Source organism: Cucumibacter marinus DSM 18995 (genome assembly GCF_000429865.1).
In the GTDB taxonomy this organism is placed as follows: Bacteria; Pseudomonadota; Alphaproteobacteria; order Rhizobiales; family Devosiaceae; genus Cucumibacter; species Cucumibacter marinus.
Genome location: NZ_AUCR01000001.1, coordinates 115,778 through 129,462, shown reverse-complemented (window position 1 = coordinate 129,462; position 13,685 = coordinate 115,778). Strand labels below are relative to the sequence as shown.

At 60.8% G+C, this 13,685-nt stretch carries 13 protein-coding genes; 12 read left to right on the top strand and 1 reads right to left on the bottom strand.

Annotated elements, in window-relative coordinates; translation table 11 throughout:
• The first annotated feature begins 46 nt into the window (after positions 1-46).
• The 11 genes from G489_RS0100745 to G489_RS0100695 all read left to right on the top strand — a co-directional run bounded on the left by G489_RS0100745 (position 47) and on the right by G489_RS0100695 (position 11,186).
• Positions 47-976, top strand: coding sequence for an ABC transporter permease (locus G489_RS0100745; protein ID WP_029039897.1), 930 nt, complete (start codon positions 47-49; stop codon positions 974-976).
• Complete coding sequence (locus G489_RS0100740; protein WP_029039896.1) at positions 973-1,794, top strand: ABC transporter permease; 822 nt, start codon at positions 973-975, stop codon at positions 1,792-1,794. Before G489_RS0100745 ends, G489_RS0100740 begins: the two co-directional genes overlap by 4 nt.
• Positions 1,787-2,881, top strand: a complete 1,095-nt coding sequence (locus G489_RS0100735; protein WP_029039895.1) for an ABC transporter ATP-binding protein — start codon at positions 1,787-1,789, stop codon at positions 2,879-2,881. The genes G489_RS0100740 and G489_RS0100735 overlap by 8 nt, the downstream gene beginning before the upstream one ends.
• 22 nt (positions 2,882-2,903) lie before the next feature.
• Positions 2,904-3,386, top strand: a complete 483-nt coding sequence (locus G489_RS0100730; protein ID WP_029039894.1) for a RidA family protein — start codon at positions 2,904-2,906, stop codon at positions 3,384-3,386.
• Positions 3,387-3,419: 33 nt separating this feature from the next.
• Positions 3,420-4,394 (top strand): ornithine cyclodeaminase, encoded by a 975-nt coding sequence (locus G489_RS0100725; protein WP_029039893.1) that lies wholly within the window; start codon positions 3,420-3,422, stop codon positions 4,392-4,394.
• Positions 4,395-4,538: 144 nt separating this feature from the next.
• Complete coding sequence (locus G489_RS0100720) at positions 4,539-5,429, top strand: LysR substrate-binding domain-containing protein (RefSeq protein WP_245578784.1); 891 nt, start codon at positions 4,539-4,541, stop codon at positions 5,427-5,429.
• Positions 5,430-5,645: 216 nt separating this feature from the next.
• Positions 5,646-6,896, top strand: coding sequence for an ABC transporter substrate-binding protein (locus tag G489_RS0100715; RefSeq protein WP_245578783.1), 1,251 nt, complete (start codon positions 5,646-5,648; stop codon positions 6,894-6,896).
• 31 nt (positions 6,897-6,927) lie between these two features.
• Complete coding sequence (locus G489_RS18535) at positions 6,928-7,875, top strand: carbohydrate ABC transporter permease (protein ID WP_051332169.1); 948 nt, start codon at positions 6,928-6,930, stop codon at positions 7,873-7,875.
• On the top strand, positions 7,872-8,717 hold the full coding sequence (locus tag G489_RS0100705) for a carbohydrate ABC transporter permease (RefSeq protein ID WP_029039890.1): 846 nt from the start codon (positions 7,872-7,874) through the stop codon (positions 8,715-8,717). Before G489_RS18535 ends, G489_RS0100705 begins: the two co-directional genes overlap by 4 nt.
• 65 nt (positions 8,718-8,782) lie before the next feature.
• Positions 8,783-9,910: an ABC transporter ATP-binding protein gene (locus G489_RS18530; protein WP_051332168.1), complete on the top strand. Its 1,128-nt coding sequence runs from the start codon at positions 8,783-8,785 to the stop codon at positions 9,908-9,910.
• Positions 9,900-11,186 (top strand): NAD(P)/FAD-dependent oxidoreductase, encoded by a 1,287-nt coding sequence (locus G489_RS0100695; RefSeq protein ID WP_029039889.1) that lies wholly within the window; start codon positions 9,900-9,902, stop codon positions 11,184-11,186. The genes G489_RS18530 and G489_RS0100695 overlap by 11 nt, the downstream gene beginning before the upstream one ends.
• On the opposite strand, the gene G489_RS0100690 is transcribed toward G489_RS0100695, so the two are convergent.
• Positions 11,183-12,040 carry a LysR family transcriptional regulator gene (locus G489_RS0100690; RefSeq protein ID WP_407059816.1) on the bottom strand — a complete coding sequence of 286 codons (858 nt, stop codon included), beginning with the start codon at positions 12,038-12,040 and terminating at the stop codon, positions 11,183-11,185. The two genes, G489_RS0100695 and G489_RS0100690, sit on opposite strands and share 4 nt — an antisense overlap.
• A gap of 213 nt (positions 12,041-12,253) precedes the next feature.
• On the opposite strand from G489_RS0100690, the gene G489_RS18525 reads away from it, so the two are divergent.
• Entirely contained in the window at positions 12,254-13,684 is a 1,431-nt protein-coding gene (locus G489_RS18525) for a hypothetical protein (protein WP_051332167.1), read from the top strand.
• Position 13,685 lies beyond the last annotated feature (1 nt).

The following is a 13,685-nucleotide window of genomic DNA, read 5'->3' as shown; positions in this document are numbered from 1 at the left end:
GGGCGGCCGCTGGCCGCCCCCTCTCACCGGAGATCATGCCGTCACCATGACGAGACTACTGATCAGCCTGCGCAGATTTGCCCTCTATAGGGGATTGCTTGAGCTTTATGGCCGTTCGCCACTGCTCAGACTGATCCTTGTCGCCATTATTCCGGTGCTCTGGATTGGCGCCACAAACATCACGCCCCTGTTCCAGATGGTCGAAATCAGTTTCTACGATCGCTATCCCGTACCGCAGGGCGAACCGATCGAATGGACTGGACGGCACTATGCCACCTTTTTCGAGCGTCCTCTCTATATTACGGCGTTCCTGCGATCCTTCATCTTTGCCAGCCTTGCCACCATCGTCACGCTGATCGTGGTGTTCCCGGTCGCCTACTACATTTCCAAGGCGGCGCCAAAAAACATGCGCACAAGGCTGCTCCTGCTGGTCGTCGCCCCGTTCTGGGTCAGCGAAATCATCCGCAGCTTTGCCTGGATTGTGATGCTGGCCAACCGCGGCGCGGTGAACTCGTTCTTTTCGCTCATCGGCATGCCCGGCACGCCCTTTGATCTTCTGTACAACAACGTGTCACTGACCATTGGCGTCGTCTATCTGACCTCGCTTTATATGCTGCTCCCGCTCTATGCGGCGCTCGAAAAAATCGACGACAATCTGCTCGAGGCCGCTGCCAATCTCGGAGCGCCCGCCTGGCAGCGCTTTTTCCGTGTCGTTCTGCCGCTTTCACGCGAAGGCATCGTCGCCGGTTGTACGCTGGTGTTTCTCCTGGTCATCGGTCTCTATGCCATGCCGCAGCTGCTTGGAGGGCCCAGCAACACGCTGTTCGCCTCAACCATCGGGCAGATCTTTTCCAAGGCTGGCGATTCCTGGCCACTCGGCAGCGCTTTCAGCATCATTCTGACTGGATCGGCCCTCGCCTATGTCGGCCTGTTCGTTGCCCTGTTCCAGCGCAAGCGCCGCGGGAGGGCAGCATGAAATTCCTGCGCCGCCTCGCCCTGCCCGGCCTGTTCTGGCTGTTCGTCGCCTACATGTTTCTGCCGCTTGCCGTCATGGCGGCCATGGGGTTCCGGGATTCCAACTTCGTTGCCTTCCCGATCCAGGCCTGGACCACGCAGTGGTATCGCGAAGTCCTGTTCGATCGGGACATCCTGGCATCGCTATGGCTGTCAGCGCAGGTCGCTCTGCTCTCGACGACCATCTCAATCCTAGTTGGCCTGCCGGTTGCCTTCCTGACGGCGCGAACCTCGGGGCTGCTCCGCGGTGCGCTGGTTGCACTCGTGGTATTGCCTGCCTTTCTACCGGTCGTGGTGTCGGCCATTGCGCTGCGTATCTTCATTGGCAGGATCGGGCTCGAGACCGGCATGCTCGCCATTGCTTTCGGCCATGCGGTCGCCTCCATGCCCTTTGTGGTTGTCATGGTGCTGACCCGGCTCAACTCCATGGGCCAGAACATGGCCGATGCTGCTCGAAACCTGGGTGCTGACGACCTCATCGTCCTGTTCCGGATCGTGCTGCCCTACCTGTCGCCAGCGCTCCTGGGCGCCTTCATGTTCTGCATGCTGCTTTCGTTCGAGGACTTCGTGCGTTCATTCTTCCTGGGCGGCTTCGAACAGACTTTCCCGGTCCTTCTGTTCTCACGGCTCCGCTTTGGCTTCGATCCGGGCCTTGCAGCCATCTCCACCATCATTCTGATCGTGACCACCGGCTTCGGCCTTTATGCCGAACGCTTCATTCGGAGCCGCCGGCTCGGGCGCGACACCTCCCTTTCCGCCACGGGCAAAACCAATGACTGACACCGTTCCTGCGATCGAACTCAGAAATATCTCGAAAGCGTACGGCGCCCTGCGCGTGATCGACGACGTATCATTGACGGTCGACAAAGGCGTGTTCATCACGCTGCTCGGTCCCTCGGGTTGCGGCAAGTCCACACTTTTGAGGTCCATTGTGGGCTTGGCACAGCCCGACAGCGGAGAAATTCTTGTCGACGGCAAGGACATCACGCGGGCCGTCGCCCATAACCGGCCAGTCAAGATGGTCTTCCAGGACTATGCGCTGTTCCCGCATATGACGGTGACGCAAAATATCGGCTTCGGCTGCGAGATGCAGGGCATGGGCCGCAAGGCCATCGCCGATAGATGCCAGGAATTGCTCGACCTGATCCGCTTGCCCGATCTCGGCAATCGCTATCCCGATGCCCTGTCCGGTGGTCAGCGCCAGCGGGTCGCCCTCGCCCGTGCCCTGGCGCCGGATCCCAGCGCGCTGCTGCTTGATGAACCGCTTGGCGCCCTCGACCTCAAACTGCGCCAGGACATGCAACGCGAGCTGAAATCCATTCAGCGGCGGACTGAAAAGACCTTCGTCTTCGTTACCCACGATCAGGAAGAGGCGATGTCGATGTCGGATCTCGTGGCCGTGATGAACAAGGGACGCATCGAACAGCTGGATACACCACAGAATGTCTATGCCAACCCGGTCAGTGAGTTCGTCGCCAGCTTTGTCGGCGCTGCCAATCTGTTTCCGGCCAGCGTAACCGCAGTCGAAGGCGGCGAGATACGGCTGGAGACGGCGGGCACCGAGTGGACCATCCCCGCAAACAGGGTGACCTCACCTCATGCGCTCAAACCGGGTGACAGCGCGACGGTCGTTATCAGGCCAGAGGCACTTTCCGCACAAGCAGAGCATAACGGCCATCATATTCGACTGTGCGGCAAGGTAACCGAGCAGACCTATTTCGGTGACCGGGTTCATCTACATCTCGAGCTGGCCGGCGATCAGTCGGTGCTCATCGATGCACGACCGGGCACGCTGGAAGCGGCAAGCGGAGAAATGACCGTTACGTGCCGGACCGAGGATGTCGCTGTCATTGCCCGCAAGGATTGAATGGAAGTGAGGGCCTGAACCCATGCCTACTATTGAGGAAAATCTCAGCCGGCTCGGCATCGAGCTGCCCGATACGCCGCCAGCGCAGGGCAATTATGTGCCTGCGGCGATTATCGGCGACATGGTGCATATCTCCGGCCAGCTCCCCACCGGCAGCAACGGTTTGCCCAAGCGCTTTGCCGGGGAAGTCGGCAAGGTTGTCGATCTGCCCGATGCACAGGCGGCCGCCCGGCAATGTGCGATTGCCATTCTTTCGCAGCTCAATGCAGTGCTCGGGGGCAGGCTCGACCGCGTTACGCGTTGCGTCAGACTGGGCGGTTTCGTGCAGGCAGGCGCCGGGTTCTCCCAACACCCCGCAGTGATCAACGGCGCTTCCGACCTCATGGTCGATGTTCTGGGTGAGGCCGGGCGTCACGTTCGCTGTACGGTGGGCGTCGCCAGCCTGCCGCTTGACGCCTGCGTGGAAATCGAAGCCAGTTTTCAGATTGAAAAAGACACGGCCTGAAGGCCGGGACCGAGAAGACAAGGAGATGAAGGAATGGAAATGATCGACGCGCGGCGCGTGCACGAGCTGCTTGACTACAAGGGGCTCATCCCCGCGTTGGAAACCGCCCATCTCGGCGGCATGCCGAAGCAGTCGGACCGGCTGATCTATCAGGAGCCGAATCCTGAGGGCCAGCCTGACATTTTCATCATCCTGCCGGCCTGGCAGCCCCAGGAGGGCATTCTTGCTAAGCTCGTCACGTCGTTCCCCAACAACAAGGCGCGGCACAACCTGCCGACGGTAAACTCGGTTTATGTGTTCATCAATGCGGACACCGGCGTGACCGAAGCGGTGATCGACGGCGAAGCGATGATCTTCCGCAAGACCTCATCGGATTCAGCACTCGGTTCCAAGATTTTGTCCCGGCCGGATGCCGAAAACATGCTGATGATCGGCGCTGGCGGTCTGGCCCCCTATCTGGTGGAAGCCCATATGGCAGCGCGTCCGAGCATCAAGTCAGTGAAGATCTGGAACCGCACCGCTGCCAATGCGGAAGCGCTTGCCGATACGCTGTCGGAACGCGGCATTGCCGCCCATGCGGTCGACGATCTCGATGCCGCTGTGTCGCAAGCCGACATCATATCGAGCGCCACCATGGCGCAGACCCCCCACATCAAGGGCAAATTGCTCAAGCCAGGGGCCCATATCGACCTTGTGGGGTCCTTCACACCCGAAATGCGCGAGGCCGATGATGACGTGCTGACCCGCGCGTCGATCTTCGTGGATCATCGCCAGACCACCACGCGGTCGGGTGAGTTTCTAGGCCCCTACGAACGCGGCATCATCACTCCGGACGATGTCAAAGGCGATTTGTTCGAGCTTTGCCAGGGCAAGGTTCCGGGCCGCCAGTCAGCCGATGAGATCACCATGATGAAGAACGGCGGCGGCAGCCATATCGACTACTACGTCGCCAAATATCTGATGGACCGGCACTACGGCCGCACCTTCACCACGAGCTGCGCAAGCTGATTGCGCCACCCCGGGGGAAGCTACGCACTGCCCTGCCCCGCTTCCCCCGGGCTCAGCATATGGACCCTTGTTGAAACCACTCCAGCCCAAACCGGCCAATGTCCAGGTAATGCCATGGAGCTTCCCCGAAGATCGATACCGTCCATGTCCGGCCTCATCGCTTTCGAGGCGACGGCCCGCCATTTAAGCTTCTCACAGGCTGCCAAGGACCTTTCTCTCTCCCAGGGTGCCGTCAGCAAGAGAGTGCGTCAGCTCGAACAGGCGCTTGGCGTATCCCTGCTGGCGCGCAACAATCACCAGGTACACCTGACCGAGATCGGCAGTTCCTATCTGCCTGAAGTCCGCACCCTGCTGGGACAACTTGAGAGCTCAACGCGAACGCTGATCAACAGGGCGCAGGGCAAATCGGCGATTACCATTGCCGTCCTGCCCAGCTTCGCCACCCACTGGCTGATTCCACGGCTTGGTGGATTCCGGCACCTGTATCCGGATATTCTGGTCAATCTGAAAAGCAGGCTGAGGCCCTTCGATTTGGCGGCCGAGCGCATGGACGGCGCCTTCCATTTCGGAACCCCGCATTGGCCTGAAGCCAAGGTTTCCCCGCTTTTCGGTGAGGACCTGGTGCCGGTTGCGAGCCCGGAAATGCTGCGCGCAAGCCGCGCCAACAGCCCGGCCGATCTGATCGAAGGTCCGCTGCTACACCTGAGCAGCCGGCCCGGTTTGTGGTGTGAATGGTTCGAGATGGCCGGACATTCGTTCGGCCAGCCCCCGGGCGGCGCGAGCTATGACCAGTTTTCGATGATCATTGCCGCCGCCGTGCATGGCCAGGGCGCCGCTATCGTGCCGCGCTTCATGGTGGAGGCCGAACTTCGGTCGGGGGCGTTGTCTGTCGTGTTCGACCATCCGCTGAAAAGCGAGCGATCTTACTATTTCATCACCCCGCTGCATGCCTGCAGTGATCCTCACGTTACGGCATTCAACGACTGGGTGGGCCAATGCGCTGCCGAATATACCCGGCAAGGCGACGCCCGGTGATCCGGGCGGTCATGTCCCCTCTGGCAAGAATCGTCACCGGTCTATTCCAAAAAGCGATTTGCCGGGATTTGGGGACAACGACATAGTTTTCTCCGTTCTGCCCCCGGGCCAAACCAGCCGGGGGGAACGGTCCAGAGCAAGTTCGAACGGCGAGCGGCCGCGCGACGACGCGTGCGCCGACCCGGTCGGGCTGTGCCCAAGGGAGGAGAAACCAAAGTGAAATCACCAATCAAGAGCGCATTGCTCGCCGGCGCGGTTGCCCTTGCAACACCATTTGGCGCCCACGCCCAGGACGAGATCAGCTTCCTCGTCATCGATTATGAAGCGCCCGGCATGGGCGACTGGTGGCAATTGCTGGTCTCGACCTATGAAGCAAATACGGGCAACACCGTGGTGCCCCGCAATACCCCGGCCCGCGAGTATTACGAGCAATTGCTGATCCAGGCCGCCAGCGGCACCGGTGCTGACATCCTGATCGTCAATCCCAACAATCTGGGTGAGATGCTTGCAGCCGGTCAACTCATGCCGCTCAACGACTTGATCGCCGATTCCGGACTTGAAGAACGGATCGTTGACGGTGGTTGGGACAGCCTGACCGTTGACGGCACAACCTACGCCCTGCCCATCACCGGGCGCACCCTCGAACTGATTTACAACAGCTGCTACCTGGAAGAGGCGGGGTTCACCGAACCGCCCTCAACGCCTCAGGAGTTCCTCGACTACGCCAAGGCACTGACCATCACTGACGAATCCGGTCGCGTCACGCGCTATGGCGCCAACATGGTCAATGCGAACGAAGACCCTACCTACGAGATGCTGCTCATGTGGTCGATCGCGTTTGGCGGCTCCTATGCTGACGAGAACGGCAACTTCACTCTCGATTCTCAACCGGTCATCGACGGCCTCAACCACATGAAGGCCCTCTACGATGCCGGCGTCGTGCCCAAGGGCATGACCGAGACCGACCAGCGTTCGCTGTTCGCGACCGGCGGCACCGCCATGACCATTGACGGGCAGTGGCAGTTCCCCTTCATCGAAGAGAACAATCCCGACAACTTCGATTGCTACAAATCCGCATCGCATCCCTGGGACGGTCCGGGCACGGGTGGGGTCAATATGGCCCTCGCCATCAACGCAGCAACCGACGCACCTGAGGCGGCCTTCGCTTTTCTCGAAACCGCCGCCAGCGAAGAGATGCAGTCCGCATTCTCCGATCACAGCCCCTACATTCCGTATGGTGTGGGCGCACTGACCGACGAACAGCGGGCAGCCCGCCCCTATCTCGAGCCCTGGATTGCCAGCTCCGGCACCGCGCACCCGGTGGCCATTCCCGGCCATGCCGACCAGTTCAACGAGATCTGGCCGATCGTGGTCGACGCGATCCTGCTGACATTGCGTGACGGCGTCCCGGCTGAGGAATCCCTCGCCCAGGCCCAGACGCGGCTCGAAGAGTGCTGCTCCAACTAGTGCACGTGGTTCGCCGAGCATGACAACGCACATGACCCGTGCACAGCGCCGCAAACGCCCCGGAACCCTGCCGGGGCGTTTCGGCCGCCTGATGACCGAAGGCCCGGGATTTGCCCTGTTGATGTTGGCACCTGCACTGCTGGTGCTCGGCTTTGTCATCGGCTTGCCCATGGTGAAAGCGCTGATGCTCAGTTTCGACACCATCGCCCTGCGCCGGCCCGCGGCCGCGGGCACCTACGGCCTGCATAACTATGTCCGGCTGCTGTCCGATCCCGACGCCTGGGGGGCTGTCTTGCGGTCCGCGCTTTACATGCTGGGCACTGTCGCCGGATCGATCGCCCTGGCGCTGAGTGCAGCCCTGCTGACCCGCCGCGTCGTCCGTTTCCGCGCCCTGTCACGCCTTGCTTTTCTTCTGCCCTGGACCGTGCCGGCTGTCGTCACGGCCCTTGTCTGGGGTGTGATGTATGACGGCAATTTCGGCGTGATCAACCGGCTCCTTGACCATATTCCTTTCATTACTGGCCGCGATTGGCTGATCGATCGCCAGACGGCCCTGCCGGCCCTGATCCTGGCGCAGGTCTGGAACGAGTTTCCGGTCGCCTACATCTTTTTCCTCGCCGGCCTCCACTCCATCCCCGATGAACTCTATGAGGCCGCGAAAATCGACCGGGCCGGCGCCTTCGCGCAGTTCCGATTCATCACCCTGCCGCAGTTGCGCTACATCATCGCCGTCATCGTCATCCTGTTGATGATCATGGGATTCAAGTCCTTCCCGATAGTCTATATTCTGACCGGAGGCGGTCCCGCGGGTGCCACCGAAACGTTGACCGTTCTCACCTACAACACCGCCTTCAGGACGCTTGATTTCTCCTATTCGGCAACACTCGGCATCCTGGCGGTGCTGGTGTCGCTCGTGTTGGTGCTTGGTTATCTGCGCGTCATGACCCGCGCCGACACCGGCAAAGGGGGCGCCGTATGACGTCCCCTCGCCGCCGACGGCTCGACAGCGTTGCGGGCCAGGTTTTCAAGGCCGCCGGCATCGTCGCTCTCGGCATCGCCGTGCTGTTTCCGATCTATTGGATGGCCGTCATCGCGCTCACGCCCACGGGCTTCAGCCGCAGCCTTACATCGCTCGTTCCGGCCGAAGTGACGCTCGAGAACTTCGTTACCCTGTTCACCGAACGCCCGATGCTGCGCTGGCTGTGGAACTCGATCATCGTGGCCGCCGCCTCCTCGTTTCTTTCGTTGGCCTTCGGCACGTCCTGCGGCTATGCGCTCAGCCGGCTTCGTTTTCGCGGTGCGGGGCTGGTGCTGATCCTGGTGCTGGCGACCCAGATGATGCCGGCCACCAGCATCGTCGTGCCGCTCTACATCCTGTTCCGGGATTTTGGGCTGCTCGACACCATGCAGGGCATGGTATTGGGGCATGTCTCGCTGGTTGCGCCGCTGGCGATCTGGATGGCCAAGGGCTTCTTTGACAGCATCCCGGCCGACCTTGAGGGCGCAGCACGTATTGATGGCTGCACCCGTTTGAGTGCCTATTGGCATGTGGCCCTGCCGCTGGCCATGCCGGGGCTCGCCGCGATCTTCATCTATGGATTCGTCACCAGTTGGCACGACTTCCTGTTCGCCAAGACCCTCATCAATTCGCAGGCACTTTGGACCGCGGCCACCGGCATTTCTTCATTTCGCGGCGAATATTTCACGCTTCACGAATTGCAGATGGCGGCGGCCCTGACCTTCGCCCTGCCTGTGGTGATCGTGTTTCTGGTGATGCAGCGCCGGATCGTATCCGGGGCACTTTCCGGCAGCGTGCGGTAACTGACGAAACAACGGGCAAGGCTCAAAGGGCAACGCTCAAGGGGCAAGGATCAACGAGTAGACTTATGGCCGATGTGACATTCAAGGGCGTCGAAAAGACCTTCGGAAACCTCAAGGTGATCCACGGCGTCGACATCGACATTGCCGATGGAGAGCTCGTTGTATTTGTCGGACCCTCGGGCTGCGGAAAGTCCACGCTGCTGCGGATGCTGGCTGGACTGGAGGAGAATACCGGCGGAGAAATCCTCATCGGGACCGATGTGGTCAACGGGCTGCCGCCCAAGGATCGCGACATCGCTATGGTGTTCCAGAACTATGCGCTCTACCCCCATATGACCGTCGCTGAAAACATCGGTTTCCCGCTGCGTATGCAGGGCTTGACCGCCGCCGAACGCAAGAAACACGTCGTGCGGGCAGCCGAACTTCTCGGTCTCGAATCCTATCTTGAGCGCTACCCCCGCGAGCTATCCGGCGGTCAGCGGCAAAGGGTTGCTATGGGCCGTGCCATCGTTCGGGAACCGCGCGCCTTCCTGTTCGACGAACCCCTCTCCAACCTCGATGCGGCCCTGCGTGTGCAGATGCGCAAGGAGGTCAAACTGCTCCACCGGCGGCTGGAGGCGACCATGATCTTCGTGACCCACGATCAGGTCGAAGCCATGACCTTGGCCGATCGGATTGTTGTTCTGCGCGATGGCCGGGTCGAACAGATTGGCACGCCTGAAGATGTCTACCGCCGCCCAGCAAGCACGTTCGTGGCCGGGTTCATCGGCTCGCCGCCCATCAACCTGATTGCCGGAACGGTTCGGCCCCTGCCGGGCAAGCTGGGCCTGGTCCCGGATGCAAACCCGGCTCTCACCTTCGATCTGCCGGAGGAGTTCGATTTCTCTTCCGGTCAGCACATCACGCTGGGTGTGCGGCCAGAAAATCTGGTGCTGGTTTCTCCGGCTGGCAAACAAGAACTGGAAGGAAAGGTCGTCTTCTGTGAAAGCAGCGGTCAGGAGAGCGCCGTGACGCTTGATCTGGGCGGTCTGCAGCTCGTTAGCAGCATTTGGGGCGAAGAAGCCCCATTGATTGGCAACATGGTCGGGGTAGAAATCCGGGCGGGAGAAGTGCTCTTGTTTGACGAGCGGGGCATTCGGGTAGACCCGGGCGTTGCCGAACAGGAACACAGGGATTTCACCGATGCTGAATGATCGCGGGCACAACAATCTCTGGTTGCGGACTTCCCGTGAAAATGACGATCATTCTGCCCTCAATCGAGATGAGACCGCTGATGTGGCGATCATCGGGGCCGGGTATACGGGGCTGTCCACTGCCCTGCATCTGGCAGAGCGGGGGCTTAAGCCGGTCGTGGTAGAAGCCGCCGGAATCGGCCATGGCGGATCAGGCCGCAATGTCGGCCTCGTTAATGCCGGCATGTGGGTCAAACCCATGGATCTGATCGAAACCCAGGGTGAGGAATGGGGGCATCGCCTGATCTCGGCGCTCGGCGACGGCCCGCGGCTCGTTTTCGATCTGATCGAGCGCTTCGACATGGCCTGCGAGCCACTCCAGAACGGCACGCTTCACCTGGCGGTCGGCGATAAGGGGCTTTCGGAATTGCGCGACCGAGAGACGCAATGGCAAGCGCTTGGCGCACCGGTTAATCTGCTGGACGCAGGAGAAACCGCAAGCCTGACGGGGACAAACGCTTTCCCCGGTGCACTGCACGACGCCCGCGCTGGAACGGTTCAGCCCTTGGCCTATGCCCGAGGGCTGGCGAGAGCCGCGACGGAGGCGGGCGCGCAAATCTTCACCCACTCACCCGCGACGAGAGTAGAAAAACGCAACGGGCAATGGCGCGTTCAAACGCCGGGCGGTGTTGTGAAAGCCACATGGCTCGTTGTGGCCACCAATGCCTATGCGGACCCGGCCCAGCCCGGCCTGCTGGCCGCGCCCATGCAGGAACTCACGATCCTGCCTTTTTTCCAGTTCGCAACCGCGCCCCTGCCCGAGGATATCGCACGCCGCATTTTGCCCGAGCGCCATGGATGCTGGGATACACGCATGATCCTCACATCTCTGCGCCGAGATCAGGACAACCGATTGATTTTCGGTAGCGTGGGTTCGCTGGAGATGTGGTCTGACGCGGCCCAGCAAGCCTTTGCACGCCGGACGCTTAAACAGCTGTTTCCGTTTCTCGGCGAGATCTCCTTTGAAGCGAAATGGCAGGGCCAGATTGGCATGACGAAGAGCCACCTCCCCCGCTTTCACATGTTCGCCGAAAAGGCGATCGGGGTCTGCGGATTCAACGGCCGGGGCATCGCGCCGGGAACCGTTTTCGGAAAGCAAATGGCTGCCTATATCGCTGGCGGTGAAGAACTGGCGCTGCCGCTCACACCGGTCGAGCCGGCCGGTCTCGCCCGCCAGCGCACGCTTTTCTATCGGCTCGGCAGTTGCGCGGCGCACCTCGTTTCCGCGCGCGGTTAGGATCGGCCAACTTCCGCGAGCAACCACTCCCTGAAAGCCAGTACCGGTGCATAGTCGGCGCTTTCTTCCGGGATCATCAGATAATAGGCAGATTTGGTCGGAACCGGGCGTTCGAACAGGATCCGCAACTCCCCGCGCTCAATCTCGCTGGCGATCAGAAATTTCGGCAACAGCGCGACCCCGAGCCCGGCAGCCGCGGCCTGCGCAGCCGTCGAGAATTGCTCGAACAACAAGCCTTGGTACTGCGCAGGCGAACGGGCATCCGTGTCCAGCCATTGGGCCCACGCATCGGGCCGGCTGGCCAGCAAAAGCCGGGGAACGGTAGACAGGTCGGCAGGCTGAGTAACGGGGTATCGTTCCAAAAACGCCGGGGCGGCAACCGGTATGGATTCCTCACCCATGAGATAAACCGCTTCCGCATCCGGCCAGTCCGCCAGCCCGAAATGGATCGCGGCATGTATGCCCTCCGCCGCGCAATCGAACGGGGTCAGCTTGGTCACGAAATTCACCGTCACCCCGGGATTGCTCTCGATGAATCCCGGCAGGCGCGGCATCAGCCAGCGTGTGCCGAATGTCGGCAGGATCGCCAGGTTGAGGATTCCCGAACGTGGGTTTGTCATCACGCAAAGCGAGGCGGCCTGGATGCGTTTGAGCGCCAGATGAATTTCGCGGGCATAGGTCCGGCCCGCCTCGGTCAGGGCAACGGCCTTGTTGATCCGGCGGAACAGAACAACGCCCAATTGCTCCTCAAGTGCCCGGACCTGACGGGAGATGGCGCTTGTGGTCAGGTTTAGTTCTTCCGCCGCGGCCGTAAAGCTGCCAGTGCGGGCGGCGCAATCGAATGCCACCAGCATGCTGGTACTCGGATAAAGCCGCCTTTGTGTGCCGTTTTCGATTACCATTGGTAAAGTGATGACAACCAATCATCGCTTGTCGCCTGCCCAAACAGATTAGACAATTTCAGCTCAGAAATACAGGGCATAAGACGCTTGGAACGCCAGCGAGGCATTCCTGGCAAGCATGTCTTGATGCGCAGCGATCATGGATTTTCGAGGACTGATTGTAAAATGACCAATCCAGCCAAGTACCAACCGAGTGAGCGTGAACAGGCCTTTTTGAGCACTGTCGAGAACGGCAAATACAATCGGGGAATTGTCACCGGTATCGGTAAATTCATGTCGGGCGACGTGCCCGAAGAAATGCGCGATTTCTATAGTGCCGACGAACTGGCAGCGTTGACCGAACTCGATGGATCGCAGCGTGACGTGCAGGCCCGAATGCCCGTGAAAATCACCCGGCACTATTTCGAGCAGGCCAAGAAAAGCCGTCCCATGCAGGTCCTGATCAAGGCCTCTCCCAACGAAACAGCTGATCTCGAGGGCGCCGAGGATCCGGGCAAGCAGATGGACTACAGCCCGGTCGAGGGCCTGATCCACAAATATGAGCTCGGTCTGATCTATGTGGCCTCGACCTGCTCTGCACATTGCCGGTTCTGCTATCGCGAAGAACTGATCGCCAAGAAGGAAGTGACGCGCCCTGACGGCACGGTGGCCCCCAAAGGCCTGGCGCGGATCGAGGAACTGGTTCCCTACATTCTCGAACACAACCGGCTGGTTGCCGAGAATGGTGGCCGCCACCCTGAAACCGGCCGCGAGAAGCTGCGCGAGATCCTGATGTCCGGCGGCGACCCGATGGTTCTGGGCAACAAGAACATCGCCGCCTGGCTTGCCGCACTGGCGGAGGCAGGCATTGAATCCATCCGTATCGGCACCAAGGAGCTGGCCTTCTTCCCCGACCGGTTCGATGAGACCTTCATGGCCATGCTGGACCGGTTCCATGAGACCTATCCGGAAGTCAATCTGCGCATGATGGTTCATTTCAACCATCCGGACGAATTCCTGAAAAAAGCCGAGGACGGCAGCTATATCGAACAGCCTGCCGGCGGCCTCGAATGGCTGGACAATACCCGTGCCGCGGTCAGGCGGCTGCGGGCCCGCAACTGGATCAATGTCGACAATCAAGCGCCGATCATCAAAGGCATCAACAACGATCCCGATGCCCTGCGCGTCATGCAACGCGAACTCAAGCGCAGTGGCGTTGAAAACCACTACTTCTTCTGTGGCCGCGACATCGTTGGCTACAAGGCCTTCAACGTGCCCATCGAAGAGGCATGGCAGATTCTCAATGAGTCCCAGAAAGGGCTCTCCGGCGTCGAGACCCATGCCCGGCTTTCGATCACCCACTACAAGGGCAAGACCGAGGTCGCCGCGGTGACCAATGAACCTATTCCGGGCCTGCCCGGCGCCGAAAACGGCGTTGTCATCCTCAAGCTCTTGCGGTCCGCCGCCGATGCGCCCGACCGTGCCAAGGTGACCATTGTCGGGCGCAACCCCGAGGCCATCTGGTTCTCCGGTTATGACGACCGCGTGCTGTTTGATGAAGCGGGGCTCTATTCGATCTACGGCATCGATCTGCTCGCGCGTTCGAACGCGGCCTGAG

What these genes read in the sequence shown, in the direction of transcription:
- G489_RS0100735 (WP_029039895.1), top strand. Translation starts at nt 1,787, where the DNA reads ATGACTGACACCGTTCCTGCGATCGAACTCAGAAATATCTCGAAAGCG.
- G489_RS18530 (WP_051332168.1), top strand. Translation starts at nt 8,783, where the DNA reads ATGGCCGATGTGACATTCAAGGGCGTCGAAAAGACCTTCGGAAACCTC.
- G489_RS18535 (WP_051332169.1), top strand. Translation starts at nt 6,928, where the DNA reads ATGACCCGTGCACAGCGCCGCAAACGCCCCGGAACCCTGCCGGGGCGT.
- G489_RS18525 (WP_051332167.1), top strand. Translation starts at nt 12,254, where the DNA reads ATGACCAATCCAGCCAAGTACCAACCGAGTGAGCGTGAACAGGCCTTT.
- G489_RS0100705 (WP_029039890.1), top strand. Translation starts at nt 7,872, where the DNA reads ATGACGTCCCCTCGCCGCCGACGGCTCGACAGCGTTGCGGGCCAGGTT.
- G489_RS0100725 (WP_029039893.1), top strand. Translation starts at nt 3,420, where the DNA reads ATGGAAATGATCGACGCGCGGCGCGTGCACGAGCTGCTTGACTACAAG.
- G489_RS0100690 (WP_407059816.1), bottom strand. Translation starts at nt 12,040, where the DNA reads ATGCTGGTGGCATTCGATTGCGCCGCCCGCACTGGCAGCTTTACGGCC.
- G489_RS0100695 (WP_029039889.1), top strand. Translation starts at nt 9,900, where the DNA reads ATGCTGAATGATCGCGGGCACAACAATCTCTGGTTGCGGACTTCCCGT.
- G489_RS0100730 (WP_029039894.1), top strand. Translation starts at nt 2,904, where the DNA reads ATGCCTACTATTGAGGAAAATCTCAGCCGGCTCGGCATCGAGCTGCCC.
- G489_RS0100745 (WP_029039897.1), top strand. Translation starts at nt 47, where the DNA reads ATGACGAGACTACTGATCAGCCTGCGCAGATTTGCCCTCTATAGGGGA.
- G489_RS0100720 (WP_245578784.1), top strand. Translation starts at nt 4,539, where the DNA reads ATGTCCGGCCTCATCGCTTTCGAGGCGACGGCCCGCCATTTAAGCTTC.
- G489_RS0100740 (WP_029039896.1), top strand. Translation starts at nt 973, where the DNA reads ATGAAATTCCTGCGCCGCCTCGCCCTGCCCGGCCTGTTCTGGCTGTTC.